Source organism: Coprococcus intestinalis, from assembly GCF_023656595.1.
Classification (GTDB): Bacteria; Bacillota; Clostridia; order Lachnospirales; family Lachnospiraceae; genus Coprococcus_A; species Coprococcus_A intestinihominis.
In genome coordinates this window covers 158,802-176,412 of record NZ_JAMOKJ010000002.1, presented here as the reverse complement: position 1 = coordinate 176,412, position 17,611 = coordinate 158,802, and the positions used below count along the sequence as shown (strand labels likewise).

Annotated in this window: 28 protein-coding genes and 1 tRNA gene; 3 read left to right on the top strand and 26 right to left on the bottom strand. The window is 46.1% G+C overall.

Annotated elements, in window-relative coordinates:
* Positions 1 to 7: 7 nt before the first annotated feature.
* The 23 genes from NBH03_RS02300 to NBH03_RS02190 form a co-directional block, all read right to left on the bottom strand.
* Entirely contained in the window at positions 8 to 223 is a 216-nt protein-coding gene (locus NBH03_RS02300; RefSeq protein ID WP_250796691.1) for a hypothetical protein, read from the bottom strand.
* Between the two features lie 12 nt (positions 224 to 235).
* A complete protein-coding gene (locus NBH03_RS02295; RefSeq protein WP_250796689.1) occupies positions 236 to 1,210 on the bottom strand; it encodes a DNA cytosine methyltransferase in 975 nt (324 codons plus the stop codon).
* A 2-nt stretch (positions 1,211 to 1,212) separates the two neighbouring features.
* Positions 1,213 to 2,643, bottom strand: coding sequence for a ParB/RepB/Spo0J family partition protein (locus NBH03_RS02290; RefSeq protein WP_055285916.1), 1,431 nt, complete (start codon positions 2,641 to 2,643; stop codon positions 1,213 to 1,215).
* A gap of 30 nt (positions 2,644 to 2,673) precedes the next feature.
* Positions 2,674 to 3,435 carry a ParA family protein gene (locus NBH03_RS02285; protein ID WP_250796688.1) on the bottom strand — a complete coding sequence of 254 codons (762 nt, stop codon included), beginning with the start codon at positions 3,433 to 3,435 and terminating at the stop codon, positions 2,674 to 2,676.
* 50 nt (positions 3,436 to 3,485) lie between these two features.
* Positions 3,486 to 3,558: transfer RNA gene (locus NBH03_RS02280), tRNA-Arg, on the bottom strand.
* Between the two features lie 2 nt (positions 3,559 to 3,560).
* Positions 3,561 to 4,139 carry a hypothetical protein gene (locus NBH03_RS02275; RefSeq protein WP_250796687.1) on the bottom strand — a complete coding sequence of 193 codons (579 nt, stop codon included), beginning with the start codon at positions 4,137 to 4,139 and terminating at the stop codon, positions 3,561 to 3,563.
* A gap of 136 nt (positions 4,140 to 4,275) precedes the next feature.
* Positions 4,276 to 4,572 carry a hypothetical protein gene (locus tag NBH03_RS02270; RefSeq protein ID WP_069431146.1) on the bottom strand — a complete coding sequence of 99 codons (297 nt, stop codon included), beginning with the start codon at positions 4,570 to 4,572 and terminating at the stop codon, positions 4,276 to 4,278.
* Entirely contained in the window at positions 4,569 to 4,733 is a 165-nt protein-coding gene (locus NBH03_RS02265) for a hypothetical protein (protein WP_156330523.1), read from the bottom strand. Before NBH03_RS02265 ends, NBH03_RS02270 begins: the two co-directional genes overlap by 4 nt.
* Complete coding sequence (locus tag NBH03_RS02260; RefSeq protein ID WP_250796683.1) at positions 4,714 to 4,917, bottom strand: hypothetical protein; 204 nt, start codon at positions 4,915 to 4,917, stop codon at positions 4,714 to 4,716. Before NBH03_RS02260 ends, NBH03_RS02265 begins: the two co-directional genes overlap by 20 nt.
* A gap of 11 nt (positions 4,918 to 4,928) precedes the next feature.
* Positions 4,929 to 5,489: a hypothetical protein gene (locus tag NBH03_RS02255; RefSeq protein WP_250796681.1), complete on the bottom strand. Its 561-nt coding sequence runs from the start codon at positions 5,487 to 5,489 to the stop codon at positions 4,929 to 4,931.
* Positions 5,470 to 5,721 (bottom strand): hypothetical protein, encoded by a 252-nt coding sequence (locus NBH03_RS02250; protein WP_117469230.1) that lies wholly within the window; start codon positions 5,719 to 5,721, stop codon positions 5,470 to 5,472. Before NBH03_RS02250 ends, NBH03_RS02255 begins: the two co-directional genes overlap by 20 nt.
* Positions 5,718 to 6,017, bottom strand: coding sequence for a hypothetical protein (locus NBH03_RS02245; RefSeq protein ID WP_117469229.1), 300 nt, complete (start codon positions 6,015 to 6,017; stop codon positions 5,718 to 5,720). Before NBH03_RS02245 ends, NBH03_RS02250 begins: the two co-directional genes overlap by 4 nt.
* Positions 6,018 to 6,422, bottom strand: a complete 405-nt coding sequence (locus tag NBH03_RS02240) for a VRR-NUC domain-containing protein (protein WP_250796680.1) — start codon at positions 6,420 to 6,422, stop codon at positions 6,018 to 6,020.
* Positions 6,415 to 6,819, bottom strand: a complete 405-nt coding sequence (locus NBH03_RS02235; RefSeq protein WP_250796679.1) for an HNH endonuclease — start codon at positions 6,817 to 6,819, stop codon at positions 6,415 to 6,417. The genes NBH03_RS02240 and NBH03_RS02235 overlap by 8 nt, the downstream gene beginning before the upstream one ends.
* Before the next feature lie 3 nt (positions 6,820 to 6,822).
* A complete protein-coding gene (locus NBH03_RS02230; RefSeq protein ID WP_250796678.1) occupies positions 6,823 to 7,209 on the bottom strand; it encodes a hypothetical protein in 387 nt (128 codons plus the stop codon).
* Positions 7,209 to 7,781 carry a hypothetical protein gene (locus NBH03_RS02225; protein ID WP_250796671.1) on the bottom strand — a complete coding sequence of 191 codons (573 nt, stop codon included), beginning with the start codon at positions 7,779 to 7,781 and terminating at the stop codon, positions 7,209 to 7,211. Before NBH03_RS02225 ends, NBH03_RS02230 begins: the two co-directional genes overlap by 1 nt.
* Before the next feature lie 4 nt (positions 7,782 to 7,785).
* A complete protein-coding gene (locus tag NBH03_RS02220) occupies positions 7,786 to 8,187 on the bottom strand; it encodes an ASCH domain-containing protein (RefSeq protein WP_250796667.1) in 402 nt (133 codons plus the stop codon).
* A 16-nt stretch (positions 8,188 to 8,203) separates the two neighbouring features.
* A complete protein-coding gene (locus NBH03_RS02215; protein ID WP_250796661.1) occupies positions 8,204 to 8,527 on the bottom strand; it encodes a hypothetical protein in 324 nt (107 codons plus the stop codon).
* Positions 8,527 to 9,261 (bottom strand): transglycosylase SLT domain-containing protein, encoded by a 735-nt coding sequence (locus tag NBH03_RS15960; RefSeq protein ID WP_250796659.1) that lies wholly within the window; start codon positions 9,259 to 9,261, stop codon positions 8,527 to 8,529. The genes NBH03_RS02215 and NBH03_RS15960 overlap by 1 nt, the downstream gene beginning before the upstream one ends.
* Positions 9,197 to 10,144, bottom strand: a complete 948-nt coding sequence (locus tag NBH03_RS02205) for a rolling circle replication-associated protein (RefSeq protein ID WP_250796656.1) — start codon at positions 10,142 to 10,144, stop codon at positions 9,197 to 9,199. The genes NBH03_RS15960 and NBH03_RS02205 overlap by 65 nt, the downstream gene beginning before the upstream one ends.
* Before the next feature lie 410 nt (positions 10,145 to 10,554).
* Positions 10,555 to 11,562, bottom strand: coding sequence for a hypothetical protein (locus NBH03_RS02200; RefSeq protein WP_250796654.1), 1,008 nt, complete (start codon positions 11,560 to 11,562; stop codon positions 10,555 to 10,557).
* 108 nt (positions 11,563 to 11,670) lie between these two features.
* On the bottom strand, positions 11,671 to 11,808 hold the full coding sequence (locus NBH03_RS02195; protein ID WP_171905518.1) for a hypothetical protein: 138 nt from the start codon (positions 11,806 to 11,808) through the stop codon (positions 11,671 to 11,673).
* Positions 11,809 to 11,822: 14 nt separating this feature from the next.
* Positions 11,823 to 12,002 (bottom strand): hypothetical protein, encoded by a 180-nt coding sequence (locus tag NBH03_RS02190; protein ID WP_055285960.1) that lies wholly within the window; start codon positions 12,000 to 12,002, stop codon positions 11,823 to 11,825.
* Between the two features lie 188 nt (positions 12,003 to 12,190).
* On the opposite strand from NBH03_RS02190, the gene NBH03_RS02185 reads away from it, so the two are divergent.
* The 3 genes from NBH03_RS02185 (at position 12,191) to NBH03_RS02175 (ending at position 15,242) form a co-directional block, all read left to right on the top strand.
* Positions 12,191 to 12,655, top strand: coding sequence for a helix-turn-helix domain-containing protein (locus NBH03_RS02185; RefSeq protein ID WP_250796648.1), 465 nt, complete (start codon positions 12,191 to 12,193; stop codon positions 12,653 to 12,655).
* 236 nt (positions 12,656 to 12,891) lie between these two features.
* Positions 12,892 to 13,731: a DUF4236 domain-containing protein gene (locus NBH03_RS02180; RefSeq protein ID WP_250796642.1), complete on the top strand. Its 840-nt coding sequence runs from the start codon at positions 12,892 to 12,894 to the stop codon at positions 13,729 to 13,731.
* 113 nt (positions 13,732 to 13,844) lie between these two features.
* Complete coding sequence (locus tag NBH03_RS02175) at positions 13,845 to 15,242, top strand: recombinase family protein (RefSeq protein WP_070098658.1); 1,398 nt, start codon at positions 13,845 to 13,847, stop codon at positions 15,240 to 15,242.
* Here NBH03_RS02175 and NBH03_RS02170 read toward each other — a convergent pair.
* The 3 genes from NBH03_RS02170 to NBH03_RS02160 all read right to left on the bottom strand — a co-directional run bounded on the left by NBH03_RS02170 (position 15,137) and on the right by NBH03_RS02160 (position 17,610).
* Complete coding sequence (locus NBH03_RS02170; RefSeq protein WP_250796639.1) at positions 15,137 to 15,784, bottom strand: ABC transporter ATP-binding protein; 648 nt, start codon at positions 15,782 to 15,784, stop codon at positions 15,137 to 15,139. The genes NBH03_RS02175 and NBH03_RS02170 overlap by 106 nt on opposite strands.
* A gap of 135 nt (positions 15,785 to 15,919) precedes the next feature.
* On the bottom strand, positions 15,920 to 16,921 hold the full coding sequence (locus NBH03_RS02165; protein ID WP_331476024.1) for a sensor histidine kinase: 1,002 nt from the start codon (positions 16,919 to 16,921) through the stop codon (positions 15,920 to 15,922).
* Positions 16,918 to 17,610, bottom strand: coding sequence for a response regulator transcription factor (locus tag NBH03_RS02160; RefSeq protein WP_250796636.1), 693 nt, complete (start codon positions 17,608 to 17,610; stop codon positions 16,918 to 16,920). The genes NBH03_RS02165 and NBH03_RS02160 overlap by 4 nt, the downstream gene beginning before the upstream one ends.
* Between the last annotated feature and the right edge of the window lies 1 nt (position 17,611).

Sequence of the window (17,611 nt, the reverse complement as noted above, 5' to 3'; positions counted from 1 at the left end):
CCATCTGCTATACCTCCATTTTTCTTATGAACTGGAAGCACTCTGCTGCGTCGTGCATGGTTCTTATTACTCCATCTTCATCTATGTATACTGCGTCAATAAATTTTGGTTTTGGTGCGTTTCTGTCTTCTATTGGTTCATTTCCAAAATCAATCATAATTTGCAGAACATTGTATATTCTTTCGTGAATAATCATTTTATAATCTGTCATATTTATTGGCATTTTCTGCACCTCCTATGCTGTTTCATGCAAAATTATCTTCCTGAACATACTTTCAAATATGGGAACCGCAATACTGTTCCCAGCCTGCTTGTATAACGCCATTCTGTATCTTCCAGAACGCTTCTGGACTGCTTTTGCCCTTTCGTAGTCTTCGTCTGTATATCCTTGCAGACGCCAGCACTCACGTTCTGTTAAATATCTATAACGCCCGTTTCCGCAGTCAATCACCTGTGCTGGTGTTCTGTCCTGTCTGGTCGTGATTGTGTATGCAAAATCTTTTATTACTGTTGCTCTTCTTATGCCTTTTTCTCCAATCACACTGTACACGCTCGGTTGCGTCACGTCATACACTGGCGGCACTTCGTCGTTGTTCAGAAGAAATTCTGATATGTCTTTCATTGGCGTTCTGATTAAGTCTGAAAAGTCGAACTTTTCACCATTCAGCACCGATACCGTGAAAACCCTTTCCCGTGCCTGTGGTAATCCAAAGTCCCTTGCGTCTAATATTTGATAATTGCTTGTATATCCCAGCTTTTCCATTTCTGCTATGTATTGTTCAAAGTTCTTCTTGTTGTAGCCGTTTAATACATTTTTCACGTTTTCCCAGATAACATATTTTGGCTTCCATTCGCCCATATTTTGAATAATGTGTATTGTTTCCCACATCAGACTTGACCGGGTGCCGCTTCCTTTGTCTGCCCCTTTTCCTCTGTTTATCCTCCCTGCTTCCGCAGTTGCTTTTCCTTGATGTCCCGCAATGCTCATATCTTGACACGGGCTGCCGTGTATCAGAATATCTGGTTTGAGGTTCCAGCCCACCACTGATTGTGTTTTATACTCTAATTCTTCCGCAAACATTGCATTGTATGACCTTACGGCGTTTTCGTCTATTTCCACATAGTCAATGGCTTTTGTTGGAATGTTCAAATTTCGCAAAGCACATCTGGGGGAACCAATTCCCCCAAATAGTTCTAAAATCTGTACCACGTCTACACCTCCTGCAACGCTATTACACAATAGCCCTCTTCAAGTGCGCTGCTGGTCGTGTCGTCGTCCATGCAGATAATTTTCATGTCTGCCGTGTTCCCGGTTGCTCTGCCCTCTGCAAACTCAATCAGCTTCACTGTGTCGCCCTCTCTGTAACCGTCATTTTTCAAAATCATGTATGGTCTTGTATGGTCGATTGCAACGGCTTTCATTTTGTCCGGTGATACTCTGATTGTTTTTTCTTTTCTTTCATCAGACGGCAAATGCTGCATTTTCTCTTCCTGCTGCATTTCACGCAGTTTCTTTTGTGTTTCCCTGTCAATAGCCGCCTGCTCTTCGTTGTATCTCTCTTCGTCCGTCTTCTGGGCTTCTCTGCGGTTCTCATAAGCATTGCAGCTGGTCACGGTTGCTGTCTTGTCGTGGCAGTCCTCATAGTGTGTGCAGCTGTAACAAAGTGACGTTATCTGCTCCGGCTGTGGGTCAACATATTCTGACTGCTGCCCGGTTGCGTCCTCTGTGCCCTCTGTGGCTTCTCCTGCTCCCTCTGTGTCTGCTTCTTCCTGCTGCTGGTCTGTTTCATTGCCTGTGGCGCTTTCTGCCGTTCCTGCGGCTTCCTGCTTCTCTTCCATCTGGCTAATGTCCATCTGTCCCGGTATCTGCTGCGACGCTTCCCAGCTCTTCTTTAACTGCTTAATGTCCGATAATGTCAGCACTTCATTTTCCCGGAATACCTCTGCCGCCTGCTTCTGGTAATCTTCCGGCAACCCGGACGCTTCATAAATGACAGATACAACAATTCTGTTTGCCTTAAATTCTGCCATCAGTTCTGGAATGATATTGTTATAGATTGCCTTGTATCTTCCAACCTGCGCCGGGGACGTTTCTATAATCTCTGCCAGTAAATCACGGGTTCTGCCCGGAATGTTCATGCTTTCTTTTAATTCCAGTACCAGTTTTTCTGTTTCCAGCGCTTCTGTCATGCGTTCCCAGTCTGTCTTCTCACGGAAACGGTTTGCCATAATCAGTGCCAGTCTGTCCAGAATTGCGTTTTTCTTCGGCTTGATTAAGATTGGAACCCGTCTGAAACGCTCTTTTCCCTCGTCCACCAGCTGCATGACCGCCAGCCGTCTTCTGTGCCCTGCAATGATACGGCGCTTGCCGTCTTCCTCTTCATCAGTCACCAGAAGTGGTTGCAGCACTCCCAGAAGTTCAATAGACTGTTTTAAGTCCTGCACGTCTTCCACGCTGTAAAAATTGCCCTTTGACGGTATAAGGTCGTAAATATCGGCGGTGCTGCTCACGCCCTCTTCGGACGTGACAACCTCTGTGCCTGCTGCCGCCTGCTGCTGTTCTGTTTTCTGCTGCTCCCCAGCTTCCTTTGACCGCTGGTTTAATAGCTCTGTTAAGTTGAATTTCTTTGCTGCTCCTGCCATTGTCTTTCCCTCCTAACGTGTCCGAATTGGTCACATTCTCAACCATTCTTCCACTAACGCTTTATAGTCGGCACTTGCTCCGCAGCGTGGGGAATATAAAATGATTGGCAATCTTTCAAATGTGCTGGGCTTCATTTTCGGTGTCTTTCTGATATGTGTATCAAACACCGGATATTCAAGCGTCTTCAAGAACTCTTCGCCCTGTGTGTCTGCTTCATTGGTTCTGTCGTACTGTGTGACAAAGCAGCCGCAGAAGCGCAACTGTGGGTTCAAATCCTCACGGGTGTTGTCAATTTGTTCTTTCAGTTCTGCCAGTCCGTCTATTGCAAAATCATCAATGGTGATAGGCACCATCACGTCATCAGAAGCCACCAGCGCATTTATGGTTGAAATGTTAATGTCCGGTGCGTTGTCAATAATGCAGTAGTCATATTCATTCTGTATGCCGTCAAGAAACTTCTTGAAGCGTGTCTGCTGTGGTCTTGACTGGTCCAGCATGACTTCCAGATTGGCTGTAAGCAAATTCATGTTTGCTGTGATAATGTCCAGCCCGTCAAAGTCCGTGTGCTGGATAACCTCTGCCGGGTCAATGCCCCGCTGTGTCATTACCTCTGCCGTGCCCTTATGGTCATAGCTGTGGCGGTTCATAATCTTGCTTGCGTTGCCCTGCTTGTCATTGTCAATCAGCAGGACTTTGAAGCCCTTTACTGCTGCCAGAATGTGTGCCATATTTACGCTGGAAATGGTCTTTGCCACTCCCCCTTTGAGATTGATAATTGATAATGTTTTCATGTGGTATTCCTCCTTGTATCTGGTATGAATTTATAGTTGCTTCCCAGTAATGCACGGGGCGGGACTTGAACCCGCACCCGGCAGCTTCGGTGGCTGCTGCGCTATCCATTGCGCCACCCGTGCTTCTAATTCTCTTTGTAGAAAAATCTTAGATACCAAAGTGTCATATTGCCGTCTTCCTTGTATTCCAGCTGCATTGTTGCGCCCGTGTTCTTGCAAAATGTCTTTACTGGGTCTGCCGTCTTTAGTTCTTCCAGTCTTTTCATTCCTCTTTTATGCTGTTCTTCAAGCGTTCCGTCCTTTTCAAAATCTTCCTTGCAGCTTTTTAAACATGAATGTTTTTGGTCTTCTTCTCTTCGGTACTCTCTGTCAACCAATGTGCCGTTGTCGTATGCTTCTACAATGTCAATCCAAGTTTGACGTGTACTACACTTTTCATCAGCCGCCCAGCTGCGCAGTGTGTTGATTTTCTTTCCCCAGTATTGCGCTGACTTTTTAGCTTCTTTCATTGTGTCTGCTGTATCTGCCAACTGCGCTTCTGCTCTTTTTATTCTTGCTTCATGGTCCATGGAAGAAAAGAAACAAATCGTTGCTGTTCCTAACCTCTGTTGTTTAGCGTTCATAACGCAAGTGTAATTCAGATTTTGTTTTTTAAGCTGTCTGCTCATTTTTTGGTATTCTTTTTTGATTTCCTGCAATGTCATTTTGTGTACCTCCGTTTGCTTTACTTCTTTAACTGTCTTTATTATATACTTACGGAAGTATAAAAGCTATTGACATTTTTTACAATCTTACGGAAGTATATTTGTATATTTTGTATACTTCCGTAAGTATTTGTTATTATCTGCCCCGGCGTTTCAGTTCTTCTGCAAATTCTCTGACCGGAACTTTCACGGTCAATGGTTCATACTTCCCGCAGGCGTCCAATTCATACAAGAACTGTGTTTCACCTTTTTTCAGATAGTGAAGTGTTGCAATGTCTGTGACCTTATGCAGCGCAACTGCTGCCGTTGTAATCACTGTGCAACCCTGCGGCAAATAAAGCGCTTCTTTTGTTTCTCCGTCCTTTGTTGTCTTGATTGCTACTGTGTCCCCAATCTCTAACGGACACACTGCCTTGAAAAATTCTGCTTTCATTCCTCTTTGTCCTCCTGTTCGTGTTTCTCTCTGTTCTGTCTTCTTACCTCCCAGCCAACTTCTCTGACCACTACAAAGACCAGATATAAAATGCCCAGCCCTACGCAGACCGCAAAGAATGTTACCAGTGCTTTTACAACCTCAATCAGAAATGCAATCATTGTTCTTTCCCTCCCTCATTTTCTGTTTTGCCCAGCCAATAGCCCGGCTGCTTGCGTTTATCTGGTGTAGCTGGCGCACTCTTATGTTGTTTGTCTTTTCTTCCGCTTCTGCCTGCTGCCGTGCCAGCTGTCGGCGGTATAGTAATTCTTTCCCGCTGTAATACTTCCGCTTCTTTTTCGCCATCTTTATTCCTCCTAAAAGTATTTGCGCTGGTATCTGCTGCCCTTGCTTGCCTGCTTGCGTCGCTGGCGCTGTTTTCTTCTCTTCTGGTACTGGGCGTCTTCCGCTGCTGCCACCTGTCTTTTGACTGCTTCATGGTCTATGTCGTCCACCTCTTCTTGCAGGACTTCCAGCACTTCAACTTCGCTGTCCTTGAAAGTGAATGTCATACCGGGGTCATACTCTCCGCTTGTCCAGTCTTTCTGGAACTTCTCAAAATTATCTCTGTATCTATATGGTGCCTGCGGGTGGTACTGTTCGGCTTCATATATGCCCAGCATAACTTCTTTGTCGTCCTTGTCGTCCCAGTTGTAAAGGTGCCAGCTTTCGTGGTTGTCCCAGTTCCACTTTGACAAATACAACACTATTCCGTCAAAGTAGTTGCCCTCACGCACCATGCCTTTCATTTGCTTGCAGGTGAAGCCCTGCCCCTTTAATTCCTCTTTGATTTTCTCATAGTCCCTGCCGCCAGTATGTAACTTTGCTTTTACGATTAACGGCAAATACTGTGGCTGTTTATCTTCTTTTCTTGCCATTGCTTGTCCTTTCCAGTCTGTCTGCAATCCTCAATATGCTTTCCATTGACTTTCTAATGTTTGTGTCTGTGCCCTCTGTGATTTTCAGCACATCTGCTATGTCCCGCAGTTCTTGTGCCATTTCTTCTGTTTCCCCGGTCACAATGTCGTATTTATTGCGGCAGGCGGTGCAGACCTGCGAACCCTCCGGGATAACTTCACCGCATATCAAGCAGCGGTCAACGTCGTTCATTCTTCCCAGCTTTCGTATTTCTTCACACGCCTTGTCAAGTTCTGCACCTGCTCAACAAGGTTTGCAACCTCATGTGGTGACAATCCGGTTTGTTCATAGTCATACAGTTTCTTTGCGGCTTGATTGACTGTGACGTGCGGTTTCAATATTGCTTTCTGTCCGTTCTGGCTGTATTCCGTCAGCGTCGTTCTCTTCTGCCGCTTCTGTGGCTTCTGTGGCTGTCTGAACGCCCCTGCACGCTTCATGGTGCTGTAATATGGCACTGTCTGTTTCAATGTGTGGTCCATTGCTCCCATTTACTCTTCCGCCTTTCTTCCTGTCTGCTCTATAACTCCCAGATAACCCGCTATTGTGTCCATTGCTTCTTCTGCCGTCCAGCAAACCGCTGTTTCATAGCCCTGCTGCCGCAGCTGTTCCAGCCACCAGTCCTGCTTGTCTGTTGTTTTGTTCTTTCCCCACTTCATTTCAACATAAAGCCCGTGTTTTCCGTTTTTGGCTACTGGCAAGCATAAATCCGGCACGCCTGCTTTTACTCCCTGTCGTTTAAGGTTTGCCGCTTCAAGCTGGTTCCTGCTGCCGCCGTTTGGGATATGGTGCAGCAAGTCCAGTTCTGGGAAGTCCTTTGCGTAGAACGTCGCCCAGTTTATAACTCTTTCCTGCTCTGTGGCTTCACTGCGCTTTCTGTAATATGCTCTACTCATTTGCTTCGTTTTCACCTCCTGTCTTTACATTCTCAAAGTAAAACTTTACTTTTCCGCAATTTTCTTTCACAATTCCGTACTTTTTCGCCAGTCTGTATATGAATACTTTTTCCAGCCGTTCTGGTAATGTTTCCAGCTGCTTTCTGAATTTCTCAATGCTCATTGTTGACTTATAGAAATTGCACGCCCGGCACGCTGGCATATAATTTTCAATGCTGTTTATCTCTGGCACTTTTCCGGCTTTCAATTCCTTTTCGTGCAAGTACACGGCTTCTATGTGGTCAACCTGCATTTCTTTGATTGTGATTTTGCAGCCGCAATACCCGCAGTGACCGTTCAAGCTGTCATACACCTGCTGCCGCATTGCCTTTGATATTGCTTTTCTTCCCTCTGCCATGTCTTACCCCTCCGTTGCCGCTTTTATCAATCTTTGCTGTATTGCTTCAAAGTCCAGCCGCAAGTCCCGCATATTCCAGTATGTACCGCAGCCCGTGCATTGTTCGTCTGTGTATGTATACGGGCAGGCTGTACAAATATCTGTTTCTTCCTGCAACGTCTTTGCGACTGCTGCCAGTTGAAAAGCTATGCCCCAGAATTTCTTCAAGTCAATTTCTGAAATATCCACCGGAACTGCTGCCGCCTTTTCAATTTCTGCGTCTGTGACTTTGTATTTCTCTTTCAATGTGGCATACATCACCTGCGCCGTCTGCTGCTCCCCGCCTATGCCACGTTCTGCCAGCGCTTTTATTTTCACCAGCTTTTCAATGATTTTCTGTCTATCTTCCATCAGTCTTCTTCCTCCGGTTCTCCTATCAGTGCCCGTGGCGGCTGGTTGCCGTCCATGAAGCCCGCAAAGAAAGCAGCCTTTTTCAACATTCTGTTTTCTTCGTCTGTTCTTTCCCGTTCTTCGCCCTTATGTTCTTGATAGCAACGGGCGTTTTCGTCCGGGAATAGGTTGTTTTTGAACTTAAAACCCGCCATGAACGCTTCCATTTCCCGTTTTAGTTCCTCTTTGTAGAAATTGAAATACAGTGTGATTTCTGCTGCTTCAACCTCTGTGCAATCGCAGCCACGCTTTTTTCTGCGGCTATAACTTCCGGTGTATCTGCGATAACTGGCGCTTCCTGTTACCATGTAGAAAATCTGCGTCAGCAGGTCTTCTTCTAAGTCGTTCTTGTAGCTGAACCAGTGCAGCGTCACTTCGTCCAGCGTTATTTCTTCGTCCTCAATTTCGTATCTGGCTTTTAATTCCTCATACATACGCATTGCGGTTTCTTTCTCTCCACCTACACCACGTTCTGCAAGGGCTTTTATCTTTGCCAGCTTTGCTTTGATTTTGTCATGTTGTATCTGGTCCATGTTCTCACCTCATATACTGCCACGACTGCGGCGCCCTTTTAATTCCCAGTTCTTCCAGTGCCACTGCCCGTGGGTACTCTTTCACGTCTGCGACTTCCCAGCCGTAAATCTTGTTGCGGCTCCCTGCTGCATAATTGTGAATATCATGTGCAGGAACCTTGCTTTTCTTCTTTGCTTCTTCAAAGTTCTTGATTTGCAAAACCTCCGGGCAAATAAATTCACCCAGCACCCCGGCACCGCCTGTCACGTATACCAGCACCCGGAACGGTGCTTTACATTGTGGCTTTGTCTTCCGCAGTTCCAGAACCTTTTCACCCGCTGCCATTTTCTGCCACCATTTCTGGTGCAGTGATAATATGACCACTGGCATTTCTTCCAGTTCTGGTGCTTCCCATTGCTTTTTCAACTCTTTTCACCTGCCCTCACTGTTCAAATTCGCTTTTCAGTTCAATTCTGATATACAGAATGTGTTGCAGGTCTTCCACCCGGTATTTGCTGAACTGCTCAACCGGTATCTGTTCCGGTAGTCTGTCTGTCTTTTCCCAGTCCCACATCTGTTCTGTTGCTCTGTATGTTTCCATGCCCAGCCCTATTTTCTTTATGCGTCGCTGTGGGTTCACTGTTCCATGCACTGCGTTTGCTGCATATCCACGGTATACAACCTGTCTGGCTGCGTTGTATATCACCAGTCTGTCACTGGGCGTCAGCTTGTCCAGAATGTCACCCAGTCTGATTTCATTTTCCATTACCATTCGCCCCTCATTCTTCTTTCAATTCTTTCTTTCGCCTGCTGCACTTCTCTTGAATACTCTGTGTCTGTCAATCCTTTGTTCCATACGTGCTTATATGCGCCCGTCACGCCGTAGTTGTAGGCTGTCAGCACTTCTGCTTCTGTGCTGAACCTCTCTTGCAATTCTGCCAGATAATCTACACCGACAAGCACGTTGAAATATGGGTTTTCCACATTATCAACATTCAGTCTGTGCATACGCTCTTCGTGCCACTTCGGTAATACCTGCATATATCCGGTTGAACCCTCTTTGCAGCTTGCGTCCCATCTGTACCCGCTTTCTATCTCTATAATTGCCAGCACCAGCGTATATTCAACGCCATATTGCTTGCAAATTATGTATGTGTACTGCTGCATACATTCTGGCAAATACCCGCCGTTGTCTGCGTAGTCCTCCGGCACTTCATAGCGTGTCCAACCCTCTAATTCCTCACCAGACCAGTCAAGGGACATAAGGTTGAACGGGTACGGTTCCTGCTGCACTGCTTCCGTGGTCGGCTGTGTCGGTTCCGGCTCTTTGGTATCTTCCGGCAGACTGTTTGCAGCTGGCTTGACTGCTGCCCCTACTGTAAACACAATCACAACCACTGCCAGCAGTCCTGCTGCAATGTAATTGCCGTATGCCTTAATTGCCCTTTTTATCCTCTTTCGCCTTAATATGCGGCGTATCTGCGGTGTTCTTCCTCTCACGCTTCTTTCCTCCTGTTCTGCCCTTTGGCTTTTCCTTTTTCCACATCTTCAAGTAAATATGCCACCCGGTCTGCTCATAGTAGACAGGTTCGCAAGATACGATATTGTAATTGCTGTATATCTTCTTGAACTCTTCCAGCCCGCCGTCTGGTGACTTTGCCAGCTGTTCCACTTTGCGTTTGCTGTATTTAAAATCATTGCACTTTTCTTCCGGTGCTGTCAGATTTCGGCTATACTTCCAGTGGTTCTGGTCACGCTGCTGCTTTTCCCCTCCGTCCTCTCTGGTTGTTTCTGGGCGGTCAAGGTTCCTGCTGCTTGAATAGCGTTTCTTTCCCTGCGGGTCTTTCACAATATACTTGCAAAGTCCCTCTATGCCGTTCTCATTCATTTGCAGGCGGTCTGCATTAACCCAGCCCAGCTGCTTTATACTGGCTCTATACTCTGGGTCGTCTGTCTTCTTCCAGTTGATACGGTCTTTCGTCCACATCAATTCCACGTCGTCACGGTCTAAACCACCGTTCATAATGATATGGTGATGTATTCTTTTAAGACACTGACCATCCTTGCTGTACTTGTATTCTGTTACCAGTATGTATTTAAGGGGTTCTAACCCCAGCTTCTTTCTGCGGTATGCTATTCTCCGCAGGTAGTTTATCACAATGTTTTCTGCTTCCTCTACCGTTCCCGGCAGGTTCTCTGCGCTATATGTGCAACTTGTATGCAGGTCCCCTATGTGGAAGTTGCCATTTCCCAACTGTACCAGATAGCGTTTAGCGTTCTTGTCGTTCAAGTCCTTTTGCTTTGGGGCATTAACCTTTCTTTTCTTACCCCTCTTTCCTCTGCTTGCCTGCTCTGCTGCTTCTGTTCGTGGTATTATATCCACTTCTCTATACTCTGCGCAGTCTATCTTCTTCTCCCTTATGAACACCACTGCACTTCCTTTTCTGTCCTATACCGTTTTAAGCGTATAAGGGTATACCAGAAGTGGGGTGGGGTTCTTCTTCTCCCTCTTATCCCTCCTGTTCATTATCCATACAGCGTATATATATTTATATATTTCGTAGGAATGTTAATACCCCATACAAGCCCGTTTAACAGGTTTGAAACCCGCTATTTTCAAAGGCTTTCGCCCTCTAAAATGTTTGACTTGTAGCCGCCAATATGGTATAATAAACGTGTATTGAATTATTACATATTGACTTTTGAAAAGCCTTTGATTTTGTGTTTCCGGCACATCTTCAAAGGCTTTTTGCTTGCCCTTTTTCATGGGTCAAATATCAGAACATCTGTTCTTTATGCGTGCGCTGTCGCACCCGCTTTCAGTAATTCAGTTACCAGTTCCCAGTCTTCCAAGAACAAAGCGGAACGGAACGAAACATCGTGGCCGACGTGAGAACGGGCGCTGACCAAGCCCAGCGCACCAGCGCCACCGTCGGAAGTGCTGATGAAACACGAACCCCGGAAAGGCACGCTTTCTTCAAGTTCGCTGTCTGCCCAAAGTCCAGCTGTTTCATGCTTCCAGTCATGCGGTACAATTCCCAGCTTGTACGCAATTTCCGGCACTTCGTCCAGTTCTTCCAGCTGCAAGTCTGCCATGTGGCAGCCCTCCCAGTTTTCTTCGATTTCTTCCGCAACGGACATTACCACATCACCAGCACTGTTGCCGTACAGCTTCAACGGTCTGCCGTTCACCTCTGCAACGGTCCAGTCTGGCTTCTCTGTGTAGCCCTCAACTGCTGCGTCGTTGTTCGGCGTGTATTCCACAACGCCTTTGTGCAGACGCAAGCCCGTGACCCATTCCCAGAAATTACCGCAAAGACCAAACACGCCGTCTGCTGTTCCGTCATGGGACCATGTGAGGGGGTCGCACCCGGTCAGCGTGCGTCCGGCGCTGTCGTATCTCACGCCGCTTTCCTGCTCATTCTTCGAGTTGCTGCCGTAGTTTGTATTACCGCCGATTGTGTGCCCCAGTTCCTCTGCTTCATGCAGTAGATAGACAAACTCTGTATTTGTCATAAGGTGCCAGCCCTTGCCTTTTCTTCCGCAGGCTGCCGCCGCTTCATCATAACTGATAGTGTGTTTTGGCTGCTGGTAAGGTAAGGACGCCGGGACGCCCTTAATCATGGTGTTGGTGAACTGCGACACCAGAACCGCAGGAACAATCTTGTTTCTGATTTTGAACAGTTCCGGCACGTCCTCCGGCTCATAGGTCCCCGGCTCCATATAAAACATGGTCATGTAGTTTGGCAGTCCTGCACTGTCCATGACAATGACTGCTTTTTTCTTCACAAATTCTTTCATTTTGTGGCTTTCCTCCTTGTATCTGGTATGATTTTTATTTGAACAGCCTTGCTGCTATTCACTGCTATTGACTTTTGAAAAACCTTTGTTTCTGCTGTTGCCCGGCGCTCACGCTGACTGCTTTTCTTTCTTCTCCGGCTCTGGCTGTGTCACTGTCACGGTGACTTTCACGCCCTCCCGCTGGGATATAATCAGCGCCAGCGTTTCAAAAAAGCGCTGGGCATTGAATGTTCCTTGTACTTCCATTCCTGCGCCCTCCTTTATACGGACTGCGGCGCAATTTTCTGTGCCATGCCCTTTGCAAATCTTATGCCCTGCATGAACACCAGAAAGTCTTTCTTTTCCTGCGGTTCAAGTTCCCCCAGAAAAGCCATGACCTCTGTTGCTTCCTGCTGGTTTTCAGTTGCAATCATGGTTTCCATGTTTTTAACTTCTGTCATGGTCTGTTCCTCCTTTCATGCTGTGTGGTTTCGCAAGCGGTAAACGCTTCTGTTGTAGCGGTTACTGCTTGTTTAACTATATATTATAGCGGTTACTGCTATTTGTCAACCCTTTTTCCGTTTTTAATATTGACTTTTTTAGCGGTTACTGCTATTCTTTAAACATAAAAGAAAGGCGGTGAAGTCAAATGACTATCAATGAACGTGTGAAGCATTTTAGAAAAGATGTTTTGCACATCAGCCAGACTGAATTTGCAGTAAGTCTTGGAATGAAGCAAACTGGCGTCAGCTACATGGAACGGGACGGCTCAACCGTCACTGACCAGACAATCAAGGCAATCTGTCTTCTTTATAATGTGAATGAAGAATGGTTGCGCACTGGTTCTGGTGAAATGTATATACAGCCGGACACATTCAGCCTTGACGACTTCGTGAAGTCTAAAGGTGCCACGGGTCTTGAATTGGAAATCATAAAGACGTACTTTGAACTTGACCCAGAAATTAGAAGAACTGCCGTGGAATTTTTCAAACGCAGGCTTGTTGCTGCTGTTACTGCGGACCCTGCATTGTTAGTTCCAGACAATCCAGAAGATTTAGAAGCCCAGTGCCCGCCCGTTGACACTGGCAGTGTTTCCGGGACAGACGCCTGGTGATAACGCACCCAGCGTCCCCCGCTATTTACAAATTATAAGTTGCGTTGCTCCATTGAAATCTAAATTATAATAAATAGTGTTTATGCTGCTGTAATAGATTGCGTACACTCTGCAATCATACCAGTGTATATATTTTTTTATCATGTGTGACCACCTTTCCAGCGTGGCAAGGCTGGGCGCACTCACTATTATAATTTCTATGTTTTTGTGGATATTCGCAAGAAAGGTGGTTTTATATGGGTTTACGTTTCAGAAAAAGCGTGAAAATTGCCCCCGGCGTCCGTCTTAACATCAGCAAGAAAAGCGTTGGTATAAGTGCAGGCGTCAAGGGGTATCGTAAAAGTATAAACAGCAGCAGCAGGGTCACAACCAGCATAGGGGTTCCCGGCACTGGTGTTTCTTACGTTAAGACCGAGAATTTGAAAAGCAAAAAGAAAAAGGCAGTCAGCAGCCGTGTTTCTTCCACTGCTGCCGCCGCCAGTTCCTCTGCTTCCTCTCCTGCTGCCGCTCCTGCTCCTGCTAAAGTTCAGAAAGCAGCTGCGCAGCCAAAAGAGAAGCCGCCAAAGACCACGGCAGTTTTGCAGGAAAGACCAGACGCCAGCTTTGTTGTGTTCGGCGTCGTTGCTCTGGCTGGTGCCGTGTTCCTCTTTGCTTCTTCTCATGTTATTTTTTCAGTTGTTGCCGCCCTGTTCGGTATCTTCTGTCTGTATAGCTTTATACACATAAAGCGACACCCGGAAGACTCACGATACATCACGGAAGAACAGCTGACACGCTGGGGGCAGCTGGTACACTCCGACGCAAAGACCGTTTCCCAGCTGCAAAAAGCGTCCGTTCCTGTTCTGGTGGATTTAAAGAAGCGTGCTGCGTGGCATTATGAGCAGGTTTCTTCCGTTGGCTTCGGTCCAGACGTTTCATACTACGGTCAAGCCTTGATTGACGTACAAAATCAGATTGTTGCTTTATCTGAATTTGTCATGCTGCAAGGTGATAACCCTAAACAGGATTTAGAAAACTATTCTTCTTTTGTAAGTCAGAAAATAACAGCCTTTACAGACGACATTCTGAAAGACTAATAAAACAAAATGCCCCGGTCGTGCTGGGAACACTTCCGGGGCGTGCAAAGATATGTCATACCAGATACAACAATACCGTCTGCAATTTTGATTATATCACCAGCAGGCGGGAAATGAAAGGAAATGCAGGTGATACAATAGTGAAAAAGATTGATTTAAGCCCGGAACTTGTCCGGGTTGCTTTATATATAAGGGTTTCCGGGGAAGAACAGAAAATAAAAGGTCTGTCACTGGAAGCCCAGCAAGAACGACTGGAAGCATACGCAAGGGAACGTGGCTGGGTCATTGTTGGAATTTACATTGACGCTGCCAAGACCGCCAGAAAGAACATTCATAAAAGAACCGACTTTCAACGCATGATGGACAGTGTGAAGCGTGATGAAGTGGATATTCTGCTTTTCTGCCGCCTTGACCGCTGGTTTCGTTCCGTGGCAGATTATTATAAAATCATGGAAGTTCTGGAAGCGCACAACTGCGACTGGAAAACCACTGATGAAGAATATGACACCACAACCGCAAACGGGCGTCTGTATATTAACGTGAAGCTGTCCATTGCCCAGAATGAAGCGGACATTGACGGGGAACGAATAGACGTTGTATTTGACAGTAAGATTGCCCACGGCACCGTTGTTTCCGGCTCTGCCCCCTTTGGCTTCCGTGTTAATGAGGGAAAGCGGCTGGAAGTTGTGCCAGAAGACGCAGCCATTGTGCAAGACGCTTTCAACTACTTTGAAACTTCGATTTCCCAGCGTGCTACTGTCCGCTATATCCGGGAAACCTACGGCGTGAACTGGTGTGACGCCACTTTCCGGCGTATGCTGAAAGAAAAGCTGTATACTGGGGTGTATGACCGGGGCGGCAGGTTCAATGACCATTTCTGCCCGGCAATCATCAGCAAGCAGCAGTTTGACCGTGTGCAAGCGCTTCTGGAACGCAACGCACGTTCTGTTCCGTCTGGCAAGGTATATATTTTCACTTCCATTCTGACTTGCGCTGAATGTGGGCATAAACTGGTCGGGTACAAGTCAAGTGATTATTATTATTACCGCTGCAACCAGCATTTCCAGCGTGGGCGCTGCTCTCATAATCATTCAGCCCGTGAAGACGTCGTGGAAAAGTGGCTGTTTGAACATCTGGCAGAGGAACTGGAACGCTGCCAGCTGGAATGGGAAGTTGCCGCAGCCAAAAAGAAAGCGTCCGTTGCCCGCACTGATAAAGCAGCACTGAAACGGAAGCTGACCAAGTTAAAAGAATTATATGTGAATGACTTAATAGACATTGAGGACTACAAAAGGGACTATCAAATATATACTGCTGCACTTAAACAGATACCGGAACCCAGCATTGAACCGCCGCCAGACTTCGCAGCCGTCCGCAGGCTCCTTGATAATGATTTCAAAACAATTTATGAGAATTTGACCCGTGAAGAAAAACGCACGCTTTGGCGTTCTGTCATTAAAGAAATTAGAATTGATAATGACCAGAATATCACGGGTGTTGTTTTTGGGTAGTGTTGTACTAATGTGACACTACCCGTTGGCTCATCCGCAAGGATCAGCTTCGGATGTGTGATCAGTGCTCTGGCTACCGCCGCACGCTGCTTCTGACCGCCGGACACCTCATAAGGATATTTCTTTAAAAGCTGTGTGATGCCCAATTGTTTTGCAATAGGCTCCAGACGCTTATGCATCTCTCTGTAATTCTTGCCTGCAAGGACCAGCGGCAGATAAATATTATCCTCCAGAGAAAATGTGTCCAGCAGATTAAAATCTTGAAAAACAAATCCCAGATTATCACGGCGAAATTCTGCCATAGCAGATTCCCTGATTTCTGCAAGATTCCTGCCGTCTAACAATACGGTACCACCTGTTGGTTTGTCCAGTGCCGCAAGAATGTTCAACAATGTTGTCTTACCGGAACCGGACTCACCCATGATGGCCACATATTCGCCCTCTTCCACACTAAAGGACACATTTTTCAGTGCCTGTACCTGATTACCGCCAAAACGGGTGGTATAGGTCTTTTTCAGCCCTTTTACTTCCAAAATACTCATATTTAAAATCCTCCTGTCTGATTGAATGACTTGTTCATTTCTTTTGACAGGATTATTGTATCAAACTCTTTTCATCCGCTCCATCGAATGGCCTTACAGACTTCTTACACTTTTGTAAGAAGTGCTGTTCGTTTTCTATTCAAACATACGCTCCGCTGTATTCAGATTCAATTTGATCACAGTCCCTTTATCCGGTTCCGATTCAACCGAAATACCATGGCCCAGGTTATGACAGATTCTGGCGCAAAGATATAGCCCCAGTCCACTGGCTTTTTTATCCGTTCGGCCGTTATACCCGGTATACCCCTTCTCGAATATTCTCGGCAGATCCTCCGCTGCAATCCCCATACCCGTATCACGGATACACAGTATCTTCGGTGATTCCAGATAAATGGACACACAGCCCTGCTGTGTATACTTCAGTGCATTTGAAAGTATCTGTTCAATAACAAAAAGCAGCCATTTCTCGTCCGTCATGACTTGTGCATTCAGCGGCTGATAATCCAAATGAATCTTTTTGCCGATAAACTGCCCCGCAAATTTGCGCAATGCCTGCCGCAGGATATCGTCCAGATCATAAACAGCAATAACATAATCCCTGGTATCTGTGTCCAATCTGAGATAACACAATACCATATCCACGTACTGCTCCACCCTGGCAAGCTCCACAGAAAGCTTTCTTGAAAAGGATGAATCTGTATTCTGCAAAGTCAGCCGCATAGCTGCAATCGGTGTTTTGATCTGATGTGCCCAGACAGTATAATAGTCCATCATATCCTGATATTGAAAAGACATCTTATCCTTCATCCTGCGCTGTCCTTCCTGAAGTTGAACAATGATCTGCTGATAATCCGTCTCCAGCACACTTACTGATTCCGGGAAATCCGTCATCACATCAAAAGGCATCGCTGACAATTGCTGCAGCCTTTCATGCCTTACTGCAAACTTTCTGTAATCCCATACAAGAAAAAGCATCCCTGTAACTAAGCAGAGCAACACCGGATAAAAAATCGCAGCTAGGGGCAGATGATACAAAGCAAAAGTCACAAAAAATATAATCGCAAAAAGTCCCTCTTTCAGGAACAGACTTTTCTTTTGTCCCAGCCACTTCACAAAATTGATTTTTTCTTCCATCATTCCTGCCCTTTCTCATCCGAAAAAATCACATAACCCACACCGAATTTTGTTGTAATAAAATCTCTCAGCCCGGCTCCCTCCAGCTTCTTCCTGAGACGGTTCACATTCACTGTCAGCGTGTTGTCATCAATAAAACTGTCCGTTTCCCAAAGCCGTTCCATCAAACGTTCCCGGCTGACAATCTTACCGGCGTTCTCCATAAGGATTTTTAAAATACCATATTCATTGCGGGATAAAGCAATTTGTTCGCCCCTGTAAGTCAGTGAGTGATCATCTACATTAAGAACCGCCTCCCGGCATTGCAGAACATGCTCTATCTTTGCAAAATCATAGGTTCTTCGAAGCATCGCCTGTATTTTGGCAATCAGCACCGTCTGGTCAAAAGGCTTAGCAATAAAATCATCACCGCCCATATTCATGGCCATAACTATATTCATGTTGTCCGAAGCAGAGGATATAAAAATTACCGGTACGCGTGAGACCTTTCGGATCTCACCGCACCAGTAATAACCGTTGAAAAAAGGCAGACCGATATCCATCAATACAAGATGCGGATCAAATGCATTAAATTCTGCCATGACATCTCTGAAATTTGTCACACTGTGTGTTTCAAAGTTCCACATTTTTGCCTGCTCGCTGACCGCTTCAGCAATGCCGGCATCATCTTCCACAATCAATATTCTGTACATT